This window comes from Chitinophaga rhizophila (assembly GCF_019492185.1).
Lineage (GTDB): Bacteria > Bacteroidota > Bacteroidia > Chitinophagales > Chitinophagaceae > Chitinophaga > Chitinophaga rhizophila.
Map to the genome: position 1 here is coordinate 380,464 of NZ_JAICCF010000005.1, position 20,196 is coordinate 400,659.

The 20,196-nt window shown below is 47.6% G+C and carries 15 protein-coding genes; 11 read left to right on the forward strand and 4 right to left on the reverse strand.

Annotated elements, in window-relative coordinates; genetic code table 11:
• The first annotated feature begins 41 nt into the window (after positions 1–41).
• Positions 42–743 (forward strand): dipeptidase PepE, encoded by a 702-nt coding sequence (gene pepE, locus K1Y79_RS25805; protein WP_220253100.1) that lies wholly within the window; start codon positions 42–44, stop codon positions 741–743.
• Between the two features lie 41 nt (positions 744–784).
• Here the strand turns inward: pepE and K1Y79_RS25810 are convergent, their stop codons facing one another.
• Together K1Y79_RS25810 and K1Y79_RS25815 are read right to left on the reverse strand one after the other, a co-directional pair.
• Positions 785–1,423 (reverse strand): NAD(P)-dependent oxidoreductase, encoded by a 639-nt coding sequence (locus K1Y79_RS25810; protein ID WP_220253101.1) that lies wholly within the window; start codon positions 1,421–1,423, stop codon positions 785–787.
• Positions 1,424–1,491: 68 nt separating this feature from the next.
• Positions 1,492–2,307 (reverse strand): helix-turn-helix transcriptional regulator, encoded by an 816-nt coding sequence (locus K1Y79_RS25815; protein ID WP_220253102.1) that lies wholly within the window; start codon positions 2,305–2,307, stop codon positions 1,492–1,494.
• A 123-nt stretch (positions 2,308–2,430) separates the two neighbouring features.
• Between K1Y79_RS25815 and K1Y79_RS25820 the strand changes: the two genes are divergently transcribed.
• From K1Y79_RS25820 to K1Y79_RS25830, 3 genes are all read left to right on the forward strand, one after another.
• Positions 2,431–2,790, forward strand: coding sequence for a hypothetical protein (locus K1Y79_RS25820; RefSeq protein WP_220253103.1), 360 nt, complete (start codon positions 2,431–2,433; stop codon positions 2,788–2,790).
• Positions 2,791–2,927: 137 nt separating this feature from the next.
• Entirely contained in the window at positions 2,928–4,319 is a 1,392-nt protein-coding gene (locus K1Y79_RS25825) for a 3' terminal RNA ribose 2'-O-methyltransferase Hen1 (RefSeq protein ID WP_220253104.1), read from the forward strand.
• 40 nt (positions 4,320–4,359) lie between these two features.
• Positions 4,360–6,900 (forward strand): polynucleotide kinase-phosphatase, encoded by a 2,541-nt coding sequence (locus K1Y79_RS25830; RefSeq protein ID WP_220253105.1) that lies wholly within the window; start codon positions 4,360–4,362, stop codon positions 6,898–6,900.
• A gap of 106 nt (positions 6,901–7,006) precedes the next feature.
• On the opposite strand, the gene K1Y79_RS25835 is transcribed toward K1Y79_RS25830, so the two are convergent.
• A complete protein-coding gene (locus K1Y79_RS25835) occupies positions 7,007–8,269 on the reverse strand; it encodes a flavin monoamine oxidase family protein (protein ID WP_220253106.1) in 1,263 nt (420 codons plus the stop codon).
• A 41-nt stretch (positions 8,270–8,310) separates the two neighbouring features.
• Positions 8,311–8,778 carry a hypothetical protein gene (locus K1Y79_RS25840; RefSeq protein WP_220253107.1) on the reverse strand — a complete coding sequence of 156 codons (468 nt, stop codon included), beginning with the start codon at positions 8,776–8,778 and terminating at the stop codon, positions 8,311–8,313.
• Positions 8,779–9,010: 232 nt separating this feature from the next.
• Between K1Y79_RS25840 and K1Y79_RS25845 the strand changes: the two genes are divergently transcribed.
• The 7 genes from K1Y79_RS25845 to K1Y79_RS25875 all read left to right on the forward strand — a co-directional run bounded on the left by K1Y79_RS25845 (position 9,011) and on the right by K1Y79_RS25875 (position 20,142).
• A complete protein-coding gene (locus tag K1Y79_RS25845) occupies positions 9,011–9,568 on the forward strand; it encodes a hypothetical protein (protein ID WP_220253108.1) in 558 nt (185 codons plus the stop codon).
• Between the two features lie 142 nt (positions 9,569–9,710).
• Positions 9,711–11,120 carry an arylsulfatase gene (locus K1Y79_RS25850; protein ID WP_236059845.1) on the forward strand — a complete coding sequence of 470 codons (1,410 nt, stop codon included), beginning with the start codon at positions 9,711–9,713 and terminating at the stop codon, positions 11,118–11,120.
• 8 nt (positions 11,121–11,128) lie between these two features.
• Positions 11,129–13,909 carry a glycosyl hydrolase gene (locus K1Y79_RS25855; RefSeq protein WP_220253109.1) on the forward strand — a complete coding sequence of 927 codons (2,781 nt, stop codon included), beginning with the start codon at positions 11,129–11,131 and terminating at the stop codon, positions 13,907–13,909.
• A 48-nt stretch (positions 13,910–13,957) separates the two neighbouring features.
• Positions 13,958–14,860 carry a helix-turn-helix domain-containing protein gene (locus K1Y79_RS25860; protein ID WP_220253110.1) on the forward strand — a complete coding sequence of 301 codons (903 nt, stop codon included), beginning with the start codon at positions 13,958–13,960 and terminating at the stop codon, positions 14,858–14,860.
• 80 nt (positions 14,861–14,940) lie between these two features.
• Positions 14,941–15,777, forward strand: a complete 837-nt coding sequence (locus K1Y79_RS25865; protein ID WP_220253111.1) for an SDR family oxidoreductase — start codon at positions 14,941–14,943, stop codon at positions 15,775–15,777.
• 866 nt (positions 15,778–16,643) lie between these two features.
• On the forward strand, positions 16,644–18,401 hold the full coding sequence (locus tag K1Y79_RS25870; protein WP_220253112.1) for an ABC transporter ATP-binding protein: 1,758 nt from the start codon (positions 16,644–16,646) through the stop codon (positions 18,399–18,401).
• Positions 18,382–20,142 (forward strand): ABC transporter ATP-binding protein, encoded by a 1,761-nt coding sequence (locus K1Y79_RS25875; RefSeq protein WP_220253113.1) that lies wholly within the window; start codon positions 18,382–18,384, stop codon positions 20,140–20,142. The genes K1Y79_RS25870 and K1Y79_RS25875 overlap by 20 nt, the downstream gene beginning before the upstream one ends.
• Positions 20,143–20,196 lie beyond the last annotated feature (54 nt).

Genomic DNA, 20,196 nt, shown 5'->3' on the forward strand with positions numbered 1-20,196 from the left:
TGAAGGCGGAAGTATTCCCGCATCTTTCTATATTGCAGCCCATGAAAAATGTTGTTTTAGCCAGTACTTCCACTTTACATGGAGAGACTTACCTGTCATACCTGTTGCCGGTAATGAAAGAGCTGTATGCCGGTATAACAGAAGTGATCTTTATTCCTTATGCCCGTCCGGGAGGTATATCGCACGACGAATATACTGAAAAGGCGGCGGCAGTATTTGCTACTGCTGGTTTGCAACTCCGCGGACTGCATACTTTTGCTGATCCGGCGGAAGCGATCCGTGGTGGCGCAGCATTTTTCACAGGTGGCGGCAATACTTTCCTGCTGGTAAAGCAGCTGCATGAACAGGGATTAATGCATGTATTGCGGGGGGCGGTGGAAAAAGGTGCGCCTTACCTGGGTACAAGTGCCGGCAGTAATATTGGTGGTGTAAATATGCAAACGACCAATGATATGCCTATTGTGTATCCGCCTAGTTTTGATACAATGGGACTGATCCCTTTCAACCTCAATCCGCACTATCTCGATCCTATTCCTGATCTGCCACATATGGGGGAAACCAGGGAGACGCGTATCCGCGAATTTCAGGTACAGCAGGACCTGCCGGTGCTTGGGCTAAGGGAAGGCAGCTGGATCAGGGTAAAGGGTGACCGCATCACGCTTGAAGGTAGCGTCGCCGCCAGGATCTTTGAAAAAGATAAAGCAGCCTATGAGCTGGAGCCTGGCAATGACATTCAGTTGTAAATATATCAGTGAAGTCCCGGATCGTTGTCCGGGACTTTTTATTAGTATGATAAACCTGGTGTTTTACGCAGGTAAGTATTATCAGTCAGCTGCCGTAGCATAAAATCTGCAACATCTGCACGGGAGATTTTCATTTTCAGTTGTTTTTCTGTAGCAGGAAATCCTTTTTTGTATGTGCGTGTCAATGCGCCGTCAGTGAGATTTGCTGGTCTGGCAATGACCCATTCCAGCTGGCTCTGTTTTATGTATTCTTCTTGCAAAGCATGATCTGCAAAACCTTTTTTCAGGATGAAAGGAACGATGATATGCCTGAAGATAAACGGCGTCTGACGAAGTGTCTCTTTACTATCGCCATAGCCAAGCGACGTCTGACAAACAAGCCGTTTTATGCCGCTGGCCTTCATCGCCCGGATGATATTTTGGGTGCCGGTGGATCTGATCTTACCGATCTTATTGGCAGGGGAACCGATCGCGCACAACACAGCATCGTGTCCCTGCATGGCCGGCAGGATAGCCCCGGGGTCCATGACATCGCCCTGTGCAATATTGAGATTGGAATGTATAATGTCCATGCGGGAGGGATCGCGTACAAATGCGGTAACCGTGTGGCCCTGGGCCAGCGCTTGTTCAGTGAGTTGTTTGCCGGTGCCGCCTGTTGCGCCAAAGATGATGAGTTTCATTACAGTTTGTTTTATGTCCCAAAGCTATAATGACTGCATACCGGAAAATAGAACAAAACCGGCAGGGCCTATTTTGTGAGGATGGAGAAGTTTTCAATCAGCTCTTCTGATCGTTTCCGGAACTGGAAAGGGGAGAGACCTGCAAATTCCCTGAAGGAACGGATAAAATGCGACTGGTCGGCATAATCATGTTCAAAAGCAATGTCAGACAGCTTATTGTAATTGCTTTGCCGCAGCAGCTGCATACAAGCCTGGAATTGGGCAATACGAGCAAACAGCTTAGGTGTCAGCCCGATATGTTGTTTAAATTTCCTTTCAAAGCTTCGTTCTGACAGCTGTAGTTCTTCCCGCAGGGCTTTAACAGAAATATGCCCGTTTGTTTGCCGGATGCGGTCTATGGCATATTGCATAGACGGATCAGTATACCTGTCATTTTCAGCAATTTGTGCCAGCAGGAAGGAGCAGATGGTGTCAATTCTTGACTGGGAGGAAAAGGTGTTTGTCAGCCGGTTCTGCAACTGAAAACTACGGGTACTTTCCAGCAGATTAAGGTCAATGCAATCGTCGGTCAGTTCGTCTGCGTTCAGTCCGAAAATGGTCTTTAGTGCATGGGGATAAAAGTATACGCCGATGGTATCAAATCCTCCGCGGATACGCAGGGCAGCATGGCGGGTGGCTTGTCCGTAAAGGATAGCGCCGGCCAGTTGTTTGTCATTCTGAAAGAGTATCCCCTGATCCTGGTGTTGAAATATCAGTCCGGGGCAGCCGTCGGCAATGGTGCGGAAGGTGGCGGCGGATACATCTGTATGATGACTTTCAATGACCCAGAAGTGTCGGACGTAATCTTTGAGATAGTCTGGCGGGGGAATGTTTCGGAATTGCATACCCTGATGAGTTTTCAGGCTAAAGTTACCAGCAATTTACCAGACTGCAAGGGGAAAGTAATTGTAAGTTATCATGCCGGTAGTTTTGCCAGTCGGGAATGTTTTATAAATTGCCGCATGGAAATGAAGGAGACAAGCGCACTATTGACCCGATACCTGGAGACGGGAATTTTGCCCGATGATGAAGGATCGCAGTTGCTGGCTGCTATGGACGAATTGATAGAGAAAAATGAGCTGGCACTGCTGGCAGGTCTCAGATACCAGTATAAGGGGGAAGAACAGATACTGACAGTCGCTGATCTGGAAGTCCATTATTGGGAGATCTTTATGTACTATACTGATTCTGAGGAACATGATGACCATCACCATCATGAAGCAGCGGAAGACGAAGGTAACCATTTGACGCGGTGGTGGTGGGTATACTTTATACTGGCAGCCATTGGCATTTTTGCAATATGGAAATTAACGCAGGGGCATCCTTAGGAGCCCCTTTTTTTATGGATAATAATTCAGCATCAACCAGTTAACCTGCATAGCCGGATCTTTTTTTATAATAGTTGTCGTCTGCGCAAAAAGACTTCGCACTGACTGCGCACCTTTGTATTGTCAATTTACAGAAGATGTTACTAACGATTACGACAACACACACACCTGCGACAGACCTTGGCTATCTACTGCACAAGCATCCTGCAAAGGTGCAGGAAGTAGAGCTGGGAAAAGGTAAAGCGCATATATTTTATCCGGTGGCAAATGAACAGGAATGCACCTGCGCATTACTGCTGGATATAGACCAGGTAGGACTGGTCAGGGCGAACAGCGGCACGTCAGGAAATGCGTTTGCGCTGGAACAATACGTGAATGACAGACCTTATGTGGCGTCATCCATTATGAGCAATGCGATTTCAAAAGCATTTGCTTCTGCGTTGAACGGCAAATGTAAGGACAGGCCTGAGCTGGTAGCAACAGCAATGCCCTTTGAAGTGAAATTATCGGTATTACCTGTAAATGGTGGTGAAGAAATGTTATACAGGATGTTTGGTCCGCTGGGTTACAAAATAACCGCTATCCAGCATATACTGGATGACCAGTTCCCTGAGTGGGGTAATAGCCGCTATTTCACTGTTACTTTAACGCAGACAACTACGCTGCACACGTTGTTGTCGCATCTCTATATACTGATTCCGGTGATGGATAATAGCAAGCATTACTGGGTCAACAGGGAAGAAATAGAAAAGCTGCTGGCTAAAGGAAAAGGCTGGCTGGAAAAGCATCCCGAAAGGCAGTTGATTGCCAGGCGTTATCTGCGTCATAAGACCTCACTGATGAATGACGCGATGACAATGCTGATGAAAGATGATATACCTGAAGAGATTGTAAATGCTGAGCGGGCAGAAACGATAGCGCTGCCTAAACCGAAACTGCATGACGCGCGTCTTCAGATAGTATGTGATGAATTACTCAGCACGCCTGTACGATCAGTCGTAGATCTGGGATGTGGGGAAGGTAAGTTAGTGAAACTGCTGTTAACACATCCGCAGCTGACCCATATCACGGGTATGGACGTTTCTTCCCGCAGCCTGGAGATCGCCTATCAGAAGCTGCGCTATGACCAGTTGCCAGACAACCAGCGTAAGCGTTTAAAGCTGATACTGGGCTCTCTGGTATACCGGGACAGGCGCATTGAAGGTTTTGATGCAGCCGCATTAGTAGAGGTCATAGAGCACCTGGATCCGGAACGCCTGCGGGCCATGGAGAAATGTGTATTTGAATATGCCAGGCCGGCAAAAGTGGTGGTAACAACGCCTAATAAGGAATGGAACGTCACTTTCACCACAGACGGGCAGATGATGCGGCATACTGACCACCGTTTTGAATGGACCCGTACACAGTTCAGCGAATGGTGCAGGAAAATCTGCGAAGAATACGGATATGAAGCGGCCATAAAGCCGGTTGGTGAAGAAGTGGAAGGAGCGGGCGCACCGACGCAGATGGCGGTGTTTATCAGAAAGTAGTGCCTCCTTCCTTTTAATTTGAAAAATGTTGACAGAAGCTATGAAGATACAAGTGCCCGAGTTATCCCTTGTCGTAATGATCGGCGCTACGGGATCAGGGAAAAGTACATTTGCCAGGCGATGGTTCGGCGCAGCTGAAGTGATCAGTAGCGACAGTTGCCGTGAAATGGTGAGCAATAATGAGAATGCGATGGATGCATCGGAAGATGCATTTGAGCTGTTGTTTTATATAGTAGGTAAGCGGTTAAAACGTGGTTTACTCACCGTGGTGGACGCGACCAATGTTAGGTCGGAAGACAGGAAAAAGCTGGTAGCGCTGGCGAGGGAGTATCATACGCTGCCAGTGGCCATCGTCATGAATATGCCGGATAAGGTTTGTTTGTCGAGGAATGAAGCAAGGGCAGACAGAAACCTCCCCGCTCATGTAGTAACAGGGCATATCCATACCCTGCGCAAAGGGATGGGAAGACTGAAAGACGAAGGATTCCGGAAGATCTATGAATTGCGGGGTGAAGACCAGGTAGCCGCTGTGACGGGAATAACGCGTGAACCTATGTGGAACGTGAAGAAAGAAGAACAGGGGCCGTTTGATATCATCGGAGATATACACGGATGTTACACAGAACTTTGCCAGTTGCTGACAAAGCTGGGACACACGGTAGATGCAGCCGCCCATACGGTGGAAGTCGTGGCAGGCAGGAAGCTGGTATTCCTGGGAGATCTGTGCGACAGAGGCCCTGATACGCCATCAGTATATAAACTGGTGATGCACGCCGTACAGCATGGCCGCGCACTATGTGTACCTGGCAATCATGATATGAAACTGCTGAAGTACCTGCGGGGCAGGAATGTACAGCTGTCGCACGGGTTGAAAGATACCGTAGAACAACTGGCAGCAGAGGATACAGCATTCATCGAAGCATTGAAAGTGTTCCTCGACGGGTTGGTCAGCCACTATGTACTGGACAATGGCAGACTGGTAGTTGCACATGCCGGTCTGAAAGAAGAGATGCATGGTAGAGGCTCCGGCGCTGTAAGAGAGTTTTGCCTATATGGAGAAACCACCGGAGAAACTGATGAATTTGGACTACCTGTACGCTATAACTGGGCTGCAGCATATACGGGCAAAGCGATGGTGATCTATGGGCATACCCCGGTATATGCAGCGCAGTGGTTCAATAACACCATGGATATAGATACAGGTTGCGTATTCGGCGGTAAACTGACAGCCATGCGGTATCCCGAAAAGGTATTGGTAGATGTACCCGCATTGGCCACCTATGTAGAGCCGGCACGTCCGATCAGAATGCCAGGTACCGGTATCAACCTGCAGCATGAGCAGGACGATGTACTGGATATAGAAGATCTGATGGGTAAACAGGTAATAGAAACAGCTTTGCTTAACAATATCACGATACGGGAGGAATATACCGCTGCCGCACTGGAAACCATGAGCAGGTTCAGTATACATCCGAAGTGGCTGATGTATCTGCCTCCAACTATGTCTCCTTCAGAAACCAGTGCGTTGCCTGATTACCTGGAACATCCGGCAGGTGCGTTCAGCTACTATCGCAGGAATGATGTACGCCAGGTGATCTGTGAAGAGAAACACATGGGGTCCCGTGCGATTGTGATCGTTTGTAAAGACAATCGGGTAGTGGCAGACCGTTTTGGTATTGAAGATAATAGCATTGGTACCTGCTATACCCGCACAGGGCGTGCATTTTTCCAGGATAAAACTACCGAGCAGGCTTTCCTGGAGATGGTGCGGGATGCCCTGACTACCCGGCACTTCTGGGAAGAACAGGAGACGGACTGGGTATGTCTGGATTGTGAACTGATGCCATGGAATGCGAAAGCACAGGCCTTACTGCAGCATCAGTATGCCGCTACCGGTACTGCTGCCGTACATGCGATGGACGCTGTGGTGAGTGTATTGCGCAGTACGGATAATCCGGCGGTAACTACCTTGCGGAACGACTTTGAAGAAAGGGCAGATATGTGTCGCCGTTTTACAGCAGCTTACCGGCAGTACTGCTGGGAAGTGAAGTCGCTGGCAGACTATCAGCTGGCCCCGTTCCATATCATAGCCACGGAAGGCAGGACCTGGTTTGACAAAGATCATGTATGGCATATGGAGACGATCGGCCATTATTGCGGCGGAGAGCGGAACCCGATGATCCGTACCGACTGGAAACTGGTGAATCTGGACGACGAGGAAAGTGTAGCGGAAGCCGTTGGCTGGTGGGAGGCGCTTACGGCCAATGGGGGAGAAGGGATGGTGGTTAAGTCACTGTCTTTCATTGAGCGGGGCAGTAAAGGACTATTGCAGCCAGCTATAAAGACCAGGGGGCGGGAATACCTGCGTATCATTTACGGAGCTGAATATACTGCTCCTGTTAATCTTACGCGGCTGAAGCAGCGCGGACTGGGTACTAAGCGGGCGCTTGCACTGAAGGAGTTTGCCCTGGGCGTACAGGCAGCTACGCATTTCGTAGCGAAGGAACCCCTGAGAAAAGTACATCAGTGTGTATTCGGGTTGCTGGCTTTGGAGAGTGAGCCGGTGGATCCAAGGTTGTAATGATATAGTATCAGTAAGGGCTGGCCGTCAGTGGCAGCCCTTACTGTGAGTAGATAGCTGTGGTGGTATGCAGGCAGTATGGAGTGCTCCGCGAAGGTATGGCCGATTACCTGGCTGCCAGTATACAGTCCGCGACCTGTTTGCCGGTATAAAGGGCTGCTTCGACAGTTCCCGGACTGGTGCCATGGTATAAAGCTTCGCCGGCAAAATATACAGTATCCGCAACCGGCGTATTCAGGATAGCCTGTGCCGCCGGCGTTTCGGGCTTGCTATAACTGTAAGCGCCCCTGATGTGCGGGTCGGCAGCCCAGTTAGAAACGTGGCTGTCGGTCAGCAGTGATTGCAGTGTTGTAATATCTTTATTGCAGATGGTAGCAAGAGATTGTAAGGCAGTATCCAGTATGGCTGCGGGCGATTGCGTCAGGTAGGGAATAGCCGGAGGGCCGCCCAGCCAGCCGGTAAGCGCCGGGGTAGTATCCGGTAGTTGCGTCCACCAGGTGGGGAATGGCGCTTCTCCGAATATAAACCCGACATCCTTCGCATGCGTTTCCCAGAAGGCCGTTTTGAAATGTAGTACTGCTTTTATCACCGTGCCCCAGCCAATATCTGCGGCAGCCTTCAGGTGCGCAGGTAAAGCAGGAGAGAAGGAGATAGCTTGTTGTTGCAGTACGCCCAGTGGTACCGTTACAATGACTTTGTCAGCGGTATAGGTGGTACCATCGGCAGTAGTGACAGTAGCCTGACCAGGAGACCATTGAATGCCGGTAACAGCAGCATTGGTAATGATACGGCCCTGGGCATGGGTAATAGCTTCCGCCAGGAAGTGAATGAGTGCGGAGTAGCCTTTGTCTATGCGGAAGTTGTTATCACTTTCGTTGGTCCATTCTGTATACAGGGCTTTCACGCTGACATAGTTCATGTCGGCGAGATCATAGCCTTGTACAAAGCGTGAGACATTCAGATGTAGGGCAGAGTGGGTAGCGGCCGGGAAATATTGGTCAAGGAAGTGCTGCATGGTCATATCTGAGGTGATAGTGCCCATTTTTTCGAGTAGTTCATCCCAGCCTGCAATCATTTCGTATTGGGGGTCCCAGTGGCCGTTCTGTACCTGGTACATGTTACCATTGACCAGCTGATAGGATAGTCCTGCTTCCTTTAGCAATCCGAGGGTAACAGGTAATACGCCGTGTACAAATTCAGCGCCTGTTTCGGCGGCTTTATGTTCATTTTTATAGACAGTATGTATCCTGCCGCCGATGACGTCTCTGGCTTCAAGAATTGTTATTTTGAATTGAGCGGATAATTCCCTGCCGGCAAGCAGACCGGCAGCGCCGGCACCTATTATAATGATTTCGCCTGATGTAGTCATAACCTTGCTATTCTGTAACAGCAAGTTATGTCATTTGGCGCTTATCTTCTCAATACTTTCTCTACCTCAAAAAGTCTTCTTCTCAGTTCTGTCAGCTCTTCTTCCAGCAGGTCCACTTTTTCGCTGAGCAGGTATTGGTGGTAGTCTGGAATGATTGATAGCTCCCTTAACTTGGGAAACAGGTCATTTTTAAAGAAAGACAAACCTGTTTCCTCACCCCTGAACTCGTGGGCTGTTTTGGTCAGGTGATTGTACAGGCAGTACCGGAGGCCGTCAGAATCGAATGTCCACGGACTGATATACAGCAGTTCCCAGTTGCCGATCCTGAGCATCTGTAATTCCCCTCTCGCATTGACAAACTGATAAATAGTTGATTCAACGTAACCATTGGGTTTTAAGGTATCCGTTGTCATGAGAATATGAGCGTATTCCGGAAAAGCAGAAATTGATTCAAGATTGTGTAGCGGACTATAACTTCCATCCCTGAATATTGCATAGTATCTGACCATAATTTGCTATCTGTTTGAATATTCTACCACATAATCTGGTGCAGGTAGTAACAATAATGACGATAAGACTTAAGATGAAAATAACATATTTCAAATTAAAAAACTGTATTAAATATAGAAAACCTGTAAAAAAAGCCATTATGGAATAGTATGGACGGCATGGTAGTTGACCGGGATATGCTGATTTTAAGTAAAATGATTCTACCTTTATCGGATTAATAAACATCAATTTATGAAGTACTTTTCTTTACTGGTTGTTGCAGGTGCATTATTTTTAGGCGCTTGTAAGAATGGTAATAACACCCCGAAGACATCCAAGGAGCTACTGGAGCAGGCGCAGAAAACGATGAATACCGGTGCTGGTAAATTTTCAATTAATGCGCCGGAAGGATGGAGGAAAACCGATACTACGCTGGGAGGTATTAAACTGACGTTCCTGCTTGCACCGGCGGAGACGGATGGTTTCAGGTCTAACATCAACGTAGTGACAGAGACAGTAGGCAAAGTGAGCTTCGACGAGTATCATAATGCCACGCTGGCTACTATGGGTAAGTACATGAGTAACTTCCAGCTTATTGGCAGCGGAGAGAAAGTAATTGATGGTCAGCCAGGTAAATGGTTTAAGTACAGTGCAGATCAGACAGGAGGTAAAGATGTGGTAGCGCTGAATCATACAGTTGTAAAAGATGGTATTGCTTACATTATCACCGGTGTGACTAAAGTACAGGATGAAGCGAAAATTACGCCGCTGATTGAGCAATCAGTTGCTTCTTTTAAGATTACACAGTAAGCGGATAACGATATTATAGATAGGGGAGGCCGGGGTATTTTGCCCCGGCCTCCCTTTTTTGCCAGTTATTACTCTATTAGTTTGGTCGAGTTTTATAATTTAGAACACGCAAACAGCATTTTCACATTGATTAACAATAACTATGGACCTGAAGAAACTTTGGCGTGTACTGTTGACAGGATGCGCAATGCTGGCAGTTATGCTGGTGCAGGGGCAGCAGCGTAAGCCTAATATCATCTTTATCCTGGCAGACGATCTGGGGTATGGCAATGTCAGTGCCTATAACAGCAAAAGCCCTGTCAGGACGCCTAATATTGACAGGTTGGGGCAGGAGGGGATACGTTTTACTGACTTTTATGCCGGTACGACAGTTTGTGCGCCATCCCGTTGTGCATTGTTGACCGGTAAGCATATGGGGCATGCCTATATCAGAGGTAATACCCGTTTACCTTTACGCACGCAGGACAGTACTGTGGCGCAGCTGTTACAGCAGAACGGTTACCGTACCGGTATGTTCGGGAAGTGGGGGCTGGGAGAAGCAGGTACTACCGGGTCGCCAGAGGTAAAAGGATTTGACGCCTTTTACGGCTATCTGAATCAGCAGCATGCCCATAACTACTATACAGATTACCTGTTCGAACTGAAAGAGGGGCAAATCAGGAAGGTACCGCGTGACACTAGCATCTATACCCAGGATGAGATACAGCAACATGCGCTGACTTTCATTAGAGCAAATAAGGACAAGCCTTTTTTCCTCTTTTTGCCTTTTACACTGCCGCATGCAGAACTGGCACCTCCAACGGCAGATATGCAACCTTTCCTGCATGAAGATGGTAGCAGTAAACTGGGGCCTGAAACGCCTTATGAGAGGAAAAAAGGTACTTACCGCAACCAGCCATTACCCCATGCCGCCTTTGCTGCGATGGTGTCAAAGCTGGACAGGAATGTAGGGGAGATTGTCGCATTGGTGAAACAGCTGGGACTGGACAATAATACTTATATATTCTTCACCAGTGATAATGGTCCGCATAAAGAAGGTGGGGGAGATCCGGTATTTTTTGACAGCAACGGACCACTTAAAGGCGTGAAGCGGGATCTGTATGAAGGAGGTATCCGGGTACCGATGCTGGTGCGTGCACCGGGAAAAGTGTCAGCAGGACAAGTTAGTAGTATTCAATGGGCTTTCTGGGATATTTTACCAACTTTGACCACTCTTACACATTCCGCTACTTTATCCGGAATAGATGGCTTATCTTACGTTGAAGCGCTGAACGGAAATAAACCCGCACGGCAGCATGATTACTTCTACTGGCAGTTCAACGAAGGCGGTTTACAGGAGGTGGTGTTACAGGAAGACTGGAAACTGATCCGCTTCAAGCAACGAGGCAGTGCCGAACGTTTTGAATTGTACCATCTCTCTGATGATATAGGAGAAGTACATGATCTGGCCGCTGAATATCCGCAGAAAGTAAAGGCGCTCGCCAAGTTAATGAAAGCATCAAAATCGCCGGCAGCCCACACAGAATTTGACTGGTCGGCGGTAGAACAATAAATGACGTTATGAGAACAGTAATCAGAACTTTCCGCTGGATAGTGCCCGCTATCCTTCTATCTGCCAGTATTCAATCTGTTGAGGCACAACCGGCATCCCTACCACCGCAGAGCAGGCTGACGTTACCGTGGACCCGTTGGTGGTGGATAGGCAGCGCTGTTGATGAGAAAGAACTGGATATATCCCTGAAGATGTTAAAAGATGCCGGTTTTGGCGGTGTTGAAATTGCACCTATCTATGGAGCGAAAGGCTATGAATCGAGGTATGTGAGTTTCCTTTCTCCCAGATGGGTGGATCTGTTGCGGCACACTGTTACCTCCGCCGCCCGGAATGATATGAGTGTAGACCTGACCACAGGAACCGGTTGGCCTTTTGGTGGGCCGCAGGTGGCCAGGAAAGATGCCGCTTCCCGTATCATTGTACAGCAGTATCAGGCCAGGGGCAATACGCCGTTTTCAGCGCAGATAAAGGTAAAAGAGCCGAAACAACAGGGCGCAGTATTGCAGGCGCTGACCGCCTATAAAGGTGACGAACGTATACCCCTGATGGATAAGGTGGATAAGGAAGGTAATCTGAAGTGGACACCCCCTGCTGGCGAATGGGAAGTGTATGCACTGTTTAGTGGCTGGACGCTGCAACAGGTAAAAAGGGCCGCTCCCGGCGGAGAAGGTTATACGTTGGATCACCTGTCTGCCGAAGCCTTGCCGGTATACCTGCATCGTTTTGATACCGCCTTTAAAGGCAAAGCGCCTGGAGTAAGAGCCTTTTATAATGACAGTTATGAGGTGTATAATGCTGATTGGACACCTGCATTTTTTACCGCATTTGAGAAGAACAGAGGCTATGATCTGCGTAAGTATATACGTGAGCTGGCCAGCAATGATAGTACTGACCTGGTTTGCCGTATAAAGTCTGATTACCGCGAAACGATGTCTGAAATGCTTTTGGACAACTTTACCCGGCCGTGGACCAAATGGGCCCATGGCTATAAGGGTGTGACGAAGAACCAGGCGCATGGGTCACCCGGCAATCTGCTGGACCTGTATGCCGCCGTAGATATACCGGAATGCGAGACGTATGGCTCTACATATTTCCCGATTCCGGGCCTGAGAAGAGATAGTGCTGATGTACGGAATGTAGATCCGGATCCGGTTATGCTCAAATTTGCTTCTTCTGCAGCGCATGTGGCCGGGCATCCGCTGGTATCCTGTGAGACGTTTACCTGGCTGACAGAACATTTCAAGACATCGCTTTCACAGTGTAAGCCGGAAGTGGAGCAGGCTTTTCTGGCAGGCGTTAACCATGTATTCTATCATGGTAATACCTTTTCTCCGCAGGACGTTCCGTGGCCGGGATGGCTGTTTTATGCGTCAGTCAATTTCGTGCCTACCAACAGCTTCTGGACACACGTAGGAGGGCTGAACAGTTATATTGCAAATGTGCAGTCTGTGTTGCAGACCGGCACTGCTGACAATGAACTGCTGATCTACTGGCCGGTGTATGACAGCTGGAAACGTCCGAAAGGCAAGGATATGTCTTTAAAGGTGCACGATATTGACGAGTGGTTATATCCAACAGCTTTTTATAAGCAGGTGACAGCATTACAGAAGGCCGGTTATTCCCTTGATTTCATTTCCGATGGCTTGCTGAAAGGCGCTGATGTTGCTAACGGAGAGATTACTACTAATCCGGCAGCAGCGCCATACAAAGTGCTGATAGTTCCGAAAGCCTCATTGATTCCAGTAGCAACCCTTGAGCAGATGATATCCCTTGCAGAAAAAGGGGCTACCGTCATCTTTGAATCGCTGCCGGGAGACGTACCAGGCCTGGGTAACCTGGAGGCGCGCAGGAAGGAATTTAAAGCGCTTCTCTCGAAGTTGTCGTTCAAGGAGGACAATGGGTCGCAGCAGGTAGTGAAGAGAGGAAAAGGGCAGGTTATTCTCAGCAGTAATGTACAGGCAGCACTGGAAAACCAGGGTATAGCCAGGGAGACACTGGCAGACCAGGGGCTTCGTTTTATTCGTAGGAAGGATAAAAATTCTACCTGGTACTACATTGTAAACCACACGCCAGAGAAGATAGATCAGACGATACCGCTGAATAAACTGGCAACAACCGCAGTCATTACCGATCCTATAAGTACACAGTTTGGTGCTATCCGTGTTTCAGAACGTAACGGCAAAAAAGCAGTGCGGTTGCAACTGTTGCCTGGTCAGTCTCTATTATTACAAGTCGGAGCAACTTTGGCAGCCGGTACGCCACAATGGACATATCTTGATGCACCAGGCAACCCTTTGACGCTCTCAGGCCCATGGCAGTTGACGTTTACCAACGGAGGTCCATTTAAACCGGCGGATCGTAAATTGGATCGCCTGGCATCCTGGACAACGCTGTCAGATACAGCGGCGAACGCTTATAGTGGCGCTGCCGTGTATACACAGACATTTAACCTGCCTGAGAAAGCAGCAAAGGAATATGTGCTTGATCTGGGCAAGGTGCATGAAAGTGCCAGGGTAACCATTAACGGCAAAGATGCAGGTATATACTGGGCGATTCCATTCAGGGGAAGGATTGGCGCATACCTCCGGCCGGGTAAGAACGAAATAAAGATAGAGGTAGCGAACCTGATGGCAAACCGCATGAAGTATATGGATCAGCATGCCATCCAATGGCGTAATTACCACGAAATCAACTTTGTAAATATCAATTATACCGCATTTAATGCCGCAGACTGGCCATTACAGCCATCGGGACTGGTAGGTCCGGTGACCATCACCCCGTATAAATGACTTTTGGCTGATAGTGCTCAGAATGTTTGAATTTTGTAATTTTGGCGTATGGCAGAAACACAAACACTGGAACAGTTCTATCAGCAGAAGTTTAACTGGTTGCCGGAAAATCTTCAGCAGGATATCGGTCATTTTAATGTATTCCGGCTGGAAGATTTTCAGGGCGCTGGCGCAAAGACCTTCCGGTACAGTCGCCGGGACTTTTATAAGGTCAGCCTGATCCGGGGCAGTAATGTGTACCATTATGCAGACAAGAGTGTAGAGATCAATGGTACTACATTGGTGTTCTTTAATCCACAGGTGCCATATACTTATGATACCCTGTCTGAGATAAAGACAGGCTTCTTTTGTATATTCAAAGAGGCATTTTTCACAGAAAGAATGAGGAGCAATATCAATGAGTTACCTATGTTTGTTCCCGGCGGTAAACCGTTCTATGTGTTAAATGAGGAGCAGGACCGGTATGTGAGTCAGCTCTTTACCAAGATGCTGGATGAGATTAATTCAGACTACAGGTACAAGTATGATCTGATTATGAATTATGTGACTGAAATGATCCACTATGCGCTGAAGATGGAGCCCTCCGAGACCCTGTATAAGCATCCGGATGCCAAGTCGAGGATCACCTCCATATTCACGGAGTTACTGGAGCGGCAGTTTCCGATTGAATCTACTTCCCAGCGGTTTACGCTGCGTTCAGCCAGGGACTTTGCGGACCAGTTGTCGGTGCATGTTAACCACCTGAACCGGGCTATTAAGGATACTACCGGTAAAACAACTACGGAGCATATAGCAGAGCGTCTTGCGAGTGAAGCCAAGGCCCTGTTAAAGCATACTAACTGGAACGTGTCTGAGATCAGTTATTGTCTGGGGTTTGAAGAACCGGCACACTTCAATAACTTTTTCAGGAAGCAAACAGGCCAGACACCGTCTTCATTCAGAATTGTTTGAATTGTGCAACCATTGGTTTGAATGATGCAAGCGCTGGCAGGTAAATGCGTGTTAGTTTTGCATTATTAAATCAACAGACGATGAGCAACATAAAAAGAGTATGGTTTATCACCGGCGCGTCCAAAGGGTTGGGCCTAAGCCTGGTAAAACAGTTGCTGGCCGCAGATCAGCAGGTTGCAGCAACATCAAGAACGGTAGAAGAGCTTAGAAGGGCAGTGGGTATCGAGTCAGCCAACTTTCTTCCACTTGAGATGGATCTCACGAATGAGGCCAGTGTGGAAGCAGCTATACAGGATACAATTGCTAAATTCAACCGGCTGGATGTTATAGTGAATAACGCCGGATATGGGATTGGGGGTAGCATTGAGGAGCTGACAGACCGTGAGACCAGAGATGCTTTTGACGTAAATGTATTTGGTACCTTGAATGTGATCAGGAAGGCGATGCCGCAGCTGCGGGTACAGCGATCCGGCCACATCATCAATATCTCTTCTATTGCCGGTATTGCACCTGCCACCGGATGGTCTATCTACGGAGCAGCCAAACATGCAGTAATCGGCCTTACAGAAGTACTGGCAGAAGATGTAAAGGAGTTTGGTATCAAAGTAACAGTGGTAGCGCCTGGTGCGTTCAGAACCAGCTTTCTGAAAGAAGAGTCACTGACCTTGGCAAAACACCCTATCCCGGAATACACAGCGATCAGAAACTCGCATGACAAGTATAAGTCTATGGATGGAACACAGATCGGAGATCCGGAGAAGGCGGCGGCAGCGATGATAGCAATTGTGAATGAGCAGAAACCACCGGTATACCTTTTGCTGGGAGCAGATGCGTATGAACGGGGGATGGCTAAGCTGGAATCGCTGAAGGATGCGTTTAAAGAGAGGGAAGCAATGACGAAGTCTACAAGTTTCTAATGTACATTGATATATGACTATAAGCCTTGCGCCTGCTTTGAAGGGTGCACACAACTAAAAAACACGGGGGAATCATTCAGATTCCCCTATTTTTTTATAATAACTTTTGGCTAACATCGTTAGCCGGATAAGGTAGAAGAACGCATACCTAGTTGACATAGGTATATTGTTGTGATTATTGCTTCGGAATATCATACAAAGGTGAACTTTCGTTGTATAGGTTAGCTGTTTATCGCTCATTTTCTCCAGGCCTTATTTTACTATCTAAGCTATGTTTTGGAGAGCCTTTATTATCCACTGGGATGAGGGAAATCGGGGCAGTATCAGCAGCTTAAATCAGAGGAGATATTGCTTCAGGGAAATGTGCCGGTATATACTGGTAGAATGTTGCCTGGCAATGATATGGGGTGGTTTTAAAGCAATAATTATCCTGCATTATTTGATGAATATTGAGTTCCACCGGATGGGGCAGCCAGCAAGGTAGATGTGGTTAAAAAATAACACGAAAATTATTGATAAAAACGGGGAGGTAAGCAAAGCTTTTTCGGATAAAATTTGTAATTTCATATCTCACCAAAGGAAAAGGAGGTATTCATGCAATCTACAGAATATTCATGGAAACCTTCGGTTAGTATCGCCTAACCGGGTTGCTCCATAAAAAATATCTGGGACGCAGACGCGTCAAAGTCCTCTCGGTTTTTCCGGGAGGACTTTTGTTTTTGTATACAATATGTAGTTCCCCTGTTCGTCATTCTCTAAAGGCATGCGGTCACTGATTTGTTCCCTTCTAAAACTCCGTTATTTTTAGCGTAAATTAGCCCATTGCGGACACAAGGTACCCCAGCTGCCATATATTTGCTATAGATATGAAGAAGACCAATAAGCCTGTTCCCACAACAGGAAAAGCAAATCCAGGATTAATGTCGTTGCTGCGCCCATACCGGGGCCAGCTATTTCTGCTGATATTTATGGCGTTATGTAGTAACCTGCTTAACCTTGTATTACCGGCACTGACAGCAAAAGGTATCGACGCGTATTCCGCAGGTACACTGAACATGCGTAACCTGATCACGGAGTTTGTGGGTGCAGCTCTGGCAATATTCGTCTTTACCTATCTGCAAAGCCTTATTCAGACGTATATGTCTGAGAAGGTGGCCCGGCAGCTACGCACTGATCTGGCCGCACGCATTTCCCGGCAGGACTATGCGTACATCCAGCAGGTAAATCCATCCAAACTACTGACGAATCTGACCGGTGACGTTGACAGTGTTAAGCTGTTTGTAGCACAGGCTATAGTATCTATTGCATCCTCCATATTCATGATCATTGGTTGCTGCATTCTGATGGTCCGTATTGACTGGAAACTGGGATTAACGATTATTTCCATTGTACCACTGATGGGCTTCGCTTTTGGGGCTGTATTGAGAAAGGTACGTGCAACTTATAAAAAAAGCCGCGAGGTTATTGATAAACTGAATAAAACAATTAACGAAAGTATTACGGGCGCTGCCCTGGTACGTGTCATCAATGCGCAGCAGCAGGAGTATGACCGCTTCATTGCCCCTAACGGAGAATCTATGTCGCTAGGTATTTCCATCGTGCGTCTCTTCGCTGGACTTGTACCAGTACTGAGTTTCCTGGGGGGATTAGCTACGCTGTCTACATTGCTGCTGGGTGGTCACTTTGTAATTGAAGGCGAGATGTCTCTTGGGGATATCGCCGCATTCAACAGCTATATCGCGCTATTAATATTTCCGATCATCGTCATAGGGTTTATGAGCAGTATTATTGCCCAGGCATCTGCTGCCTTCACCCGTATTGCTGAGGTGTTATATGCGCCGGAAGCTGAAGAGAAAGGAGTGGTGAAAGACATGCTAAAGGGCGATTTGGCGATTGATAATATAGACCTTGCTATGGATGGTAAGCCAGTTCTCAAAGATGTCTCTTTCTCTATCAAGGCCGGTACACGTACCGCTATTATTGGTCCGACAGCAGCCGGAAAAACGCAGCTTCTGAATGTTATTGTCGGACTACTTAAACCTGATAATGGCAGTATCATTTATGACAATACCAATTTGCTGGACTATGATAAAACCGCTTTGCTGCAACAGGTAGGGATAGTATTTCAGGATAGTATTGTTTTCAATATGAGTCTACGGGAAAATATTGCCTTCAATGAGAATGTAAGCGAGCAATTGATGAAACAGGCGATAGCTACCGCAGAACTGAAGGAGTTTGTCGCCGGTCTTCCAGAAGGACTTGAGACGGTCGTATCAGAAAGAGGTACCAGCCTTTCCGGCGGACAAAAACAGCGTATTATGCTGGCCCGGGCGCTTGCCATCAACCCGCAGATACTATTGCTGGATGATTTCACTGCCAGGGTAGATGCCAATACAGAACAACGCATCCTTGAAAATGTGCAGGAGAATTATCCGCACCTCACCTTGATATCCGTTACACAAAAGATCGCATCTGTTGCGCATTTTGATCAGATCGTCCTGCTGATGGACGGAGAAGTGGTTGCTGCAGGCACTCATGAAGAGCTGATGCAGACATGTCCTGAATACGTACAGATCTTTAATTCTCAACGCAGTACCAGCAATTATGAATTACAACCTGAATAGCCAAGACACTACAGCTCAACAAAGTACTTCAGGTAAACGCCTCCTGAAATTATTCGCTTATATAAAGACTGAACACCGCGCTTTACTTACCGTTTTCGGAATAATGGTTATTAGCCAGGCGTTAACGATCACAGTGCCATTTGTTGTCGGATATACCATCGACCATTACGTTTTTACCAAAGACTTTTCAGGTATTCTGAAGTGGTCGGGTGTGCTGCTCGGCATGTTCCTTGTCAACCTGCTTTTTTCCTACTGGCAGACGCTGATGGTAGGGCAGGTAGGACAACGTATGCTGTATATGCTTAGAAATGCCGTGTTTGTAAAGTTACAGGAGCTGCCAATAGCCTTCTTCAATCAGAATAAAACCGGGGATCTTATATCCCGTATCAATAATGATACGGACAAGATGAACCAGTTCTTTTCCCAGTCGCTTGTACAGTTTGCAGGAGGTATTATGTCAATGATCGGTGCGGGCATATTCCTGCTATCAATTAATTTCAAACTGGGGTTGGCTACCTTAGCGCCAGCGATACTGCTCTTACTGTTTACTCGTGTGCTGTCTCCACTGGTGAAAAAGAGGAACGCCGCCAACATGAAGAGCACCGGAGGCATGAGTGCGGAAATTCAGGAAAGCCTGAGCAACTTCAAAGTAATCATTGCTTTTAACCGCCGCGACTATTTCCGCAAGCGTTTTGACCAGGTGAATAAAGAGAACTACGCTACGGCAACATCTGCCGGAATCATTAATAACGTCTTTACGCCTGTGTTCTCGTTCTGTTCACAGGTGGCACTGCTGGCGGTGCTGGCATATGGTATACACCTGATTTCCTTAGGGGAATTTACAGTCGGCCTGCTGATTAGTTATCTTTCCTTTGCCATGTACTTCTATAACCCGATTCGCCAGCTGGCCATTCTATGGACGAACTTCCAGATGGCGATGGCTGGGTGGGACAGGATCTCCCAGATACTGGAACTGGAGTCTGATCTGAAGGTGCTACCTGCTAGTCCTGCAAAAGAGAGTGCGCCATTGATCAGCTTTCAACACGTACATTTTGGCTATGCTGACAGTAAAGAGATACTGCACGACGTGAGTTTCAATATGGAACAGGGAAAAACCTACGCGTTGGTTGGTCCTACAGGTGGAGGTAAGACAACCACTGCGTCGCTGATAGCGCGGCTGTATGACCCTACCGCAGGACAGGTGTTACTTAACGGAAGGGATATCCGTTCTTATTCTCCGGAAGAGCGTACCAGTAAGATCGGGTTTATTCTACAGGAACCGTTCCTGTTCTCTGGTACCATCCAGGAAAACATAGTATATGGCAATCCTGTATACGCAGGCTATACTGCTGAGCAACTAGAGGCAGTAATGGAAGAGTATGGCCTGAATACCTTACTGGCTCGTTTTGAAGACGGGCTGGCGACCAATATTGTCTCAGGAAATGACGGCATCAGCCTTGGACAAAAACAGCTGATCGCCTTTATGCGTGCGGTGCTGCGTAATCCGGACCTGCTGGTATTAGATGAAGCAACCGCCAATATTGACACCGTGACAGAACAACAGCTGGAAGCTGTATTGCAGAAGTTACCTGCGCATACTACACGCGTCATCATTGCCCACAGACTGAATACAATTGAAAATGCAGATGAGATATTCTTCGTAAATCATGGCGAAATTACCAGAGCGGGGTCATTTGGTCATGCGATGAACATGTTGTTGCAGCACGAAAGAAGAAGCTGATGAATAGGAAGAATCAGTAGTCAGGAGTGACAGCACCGCGTCACAAGCCTCATT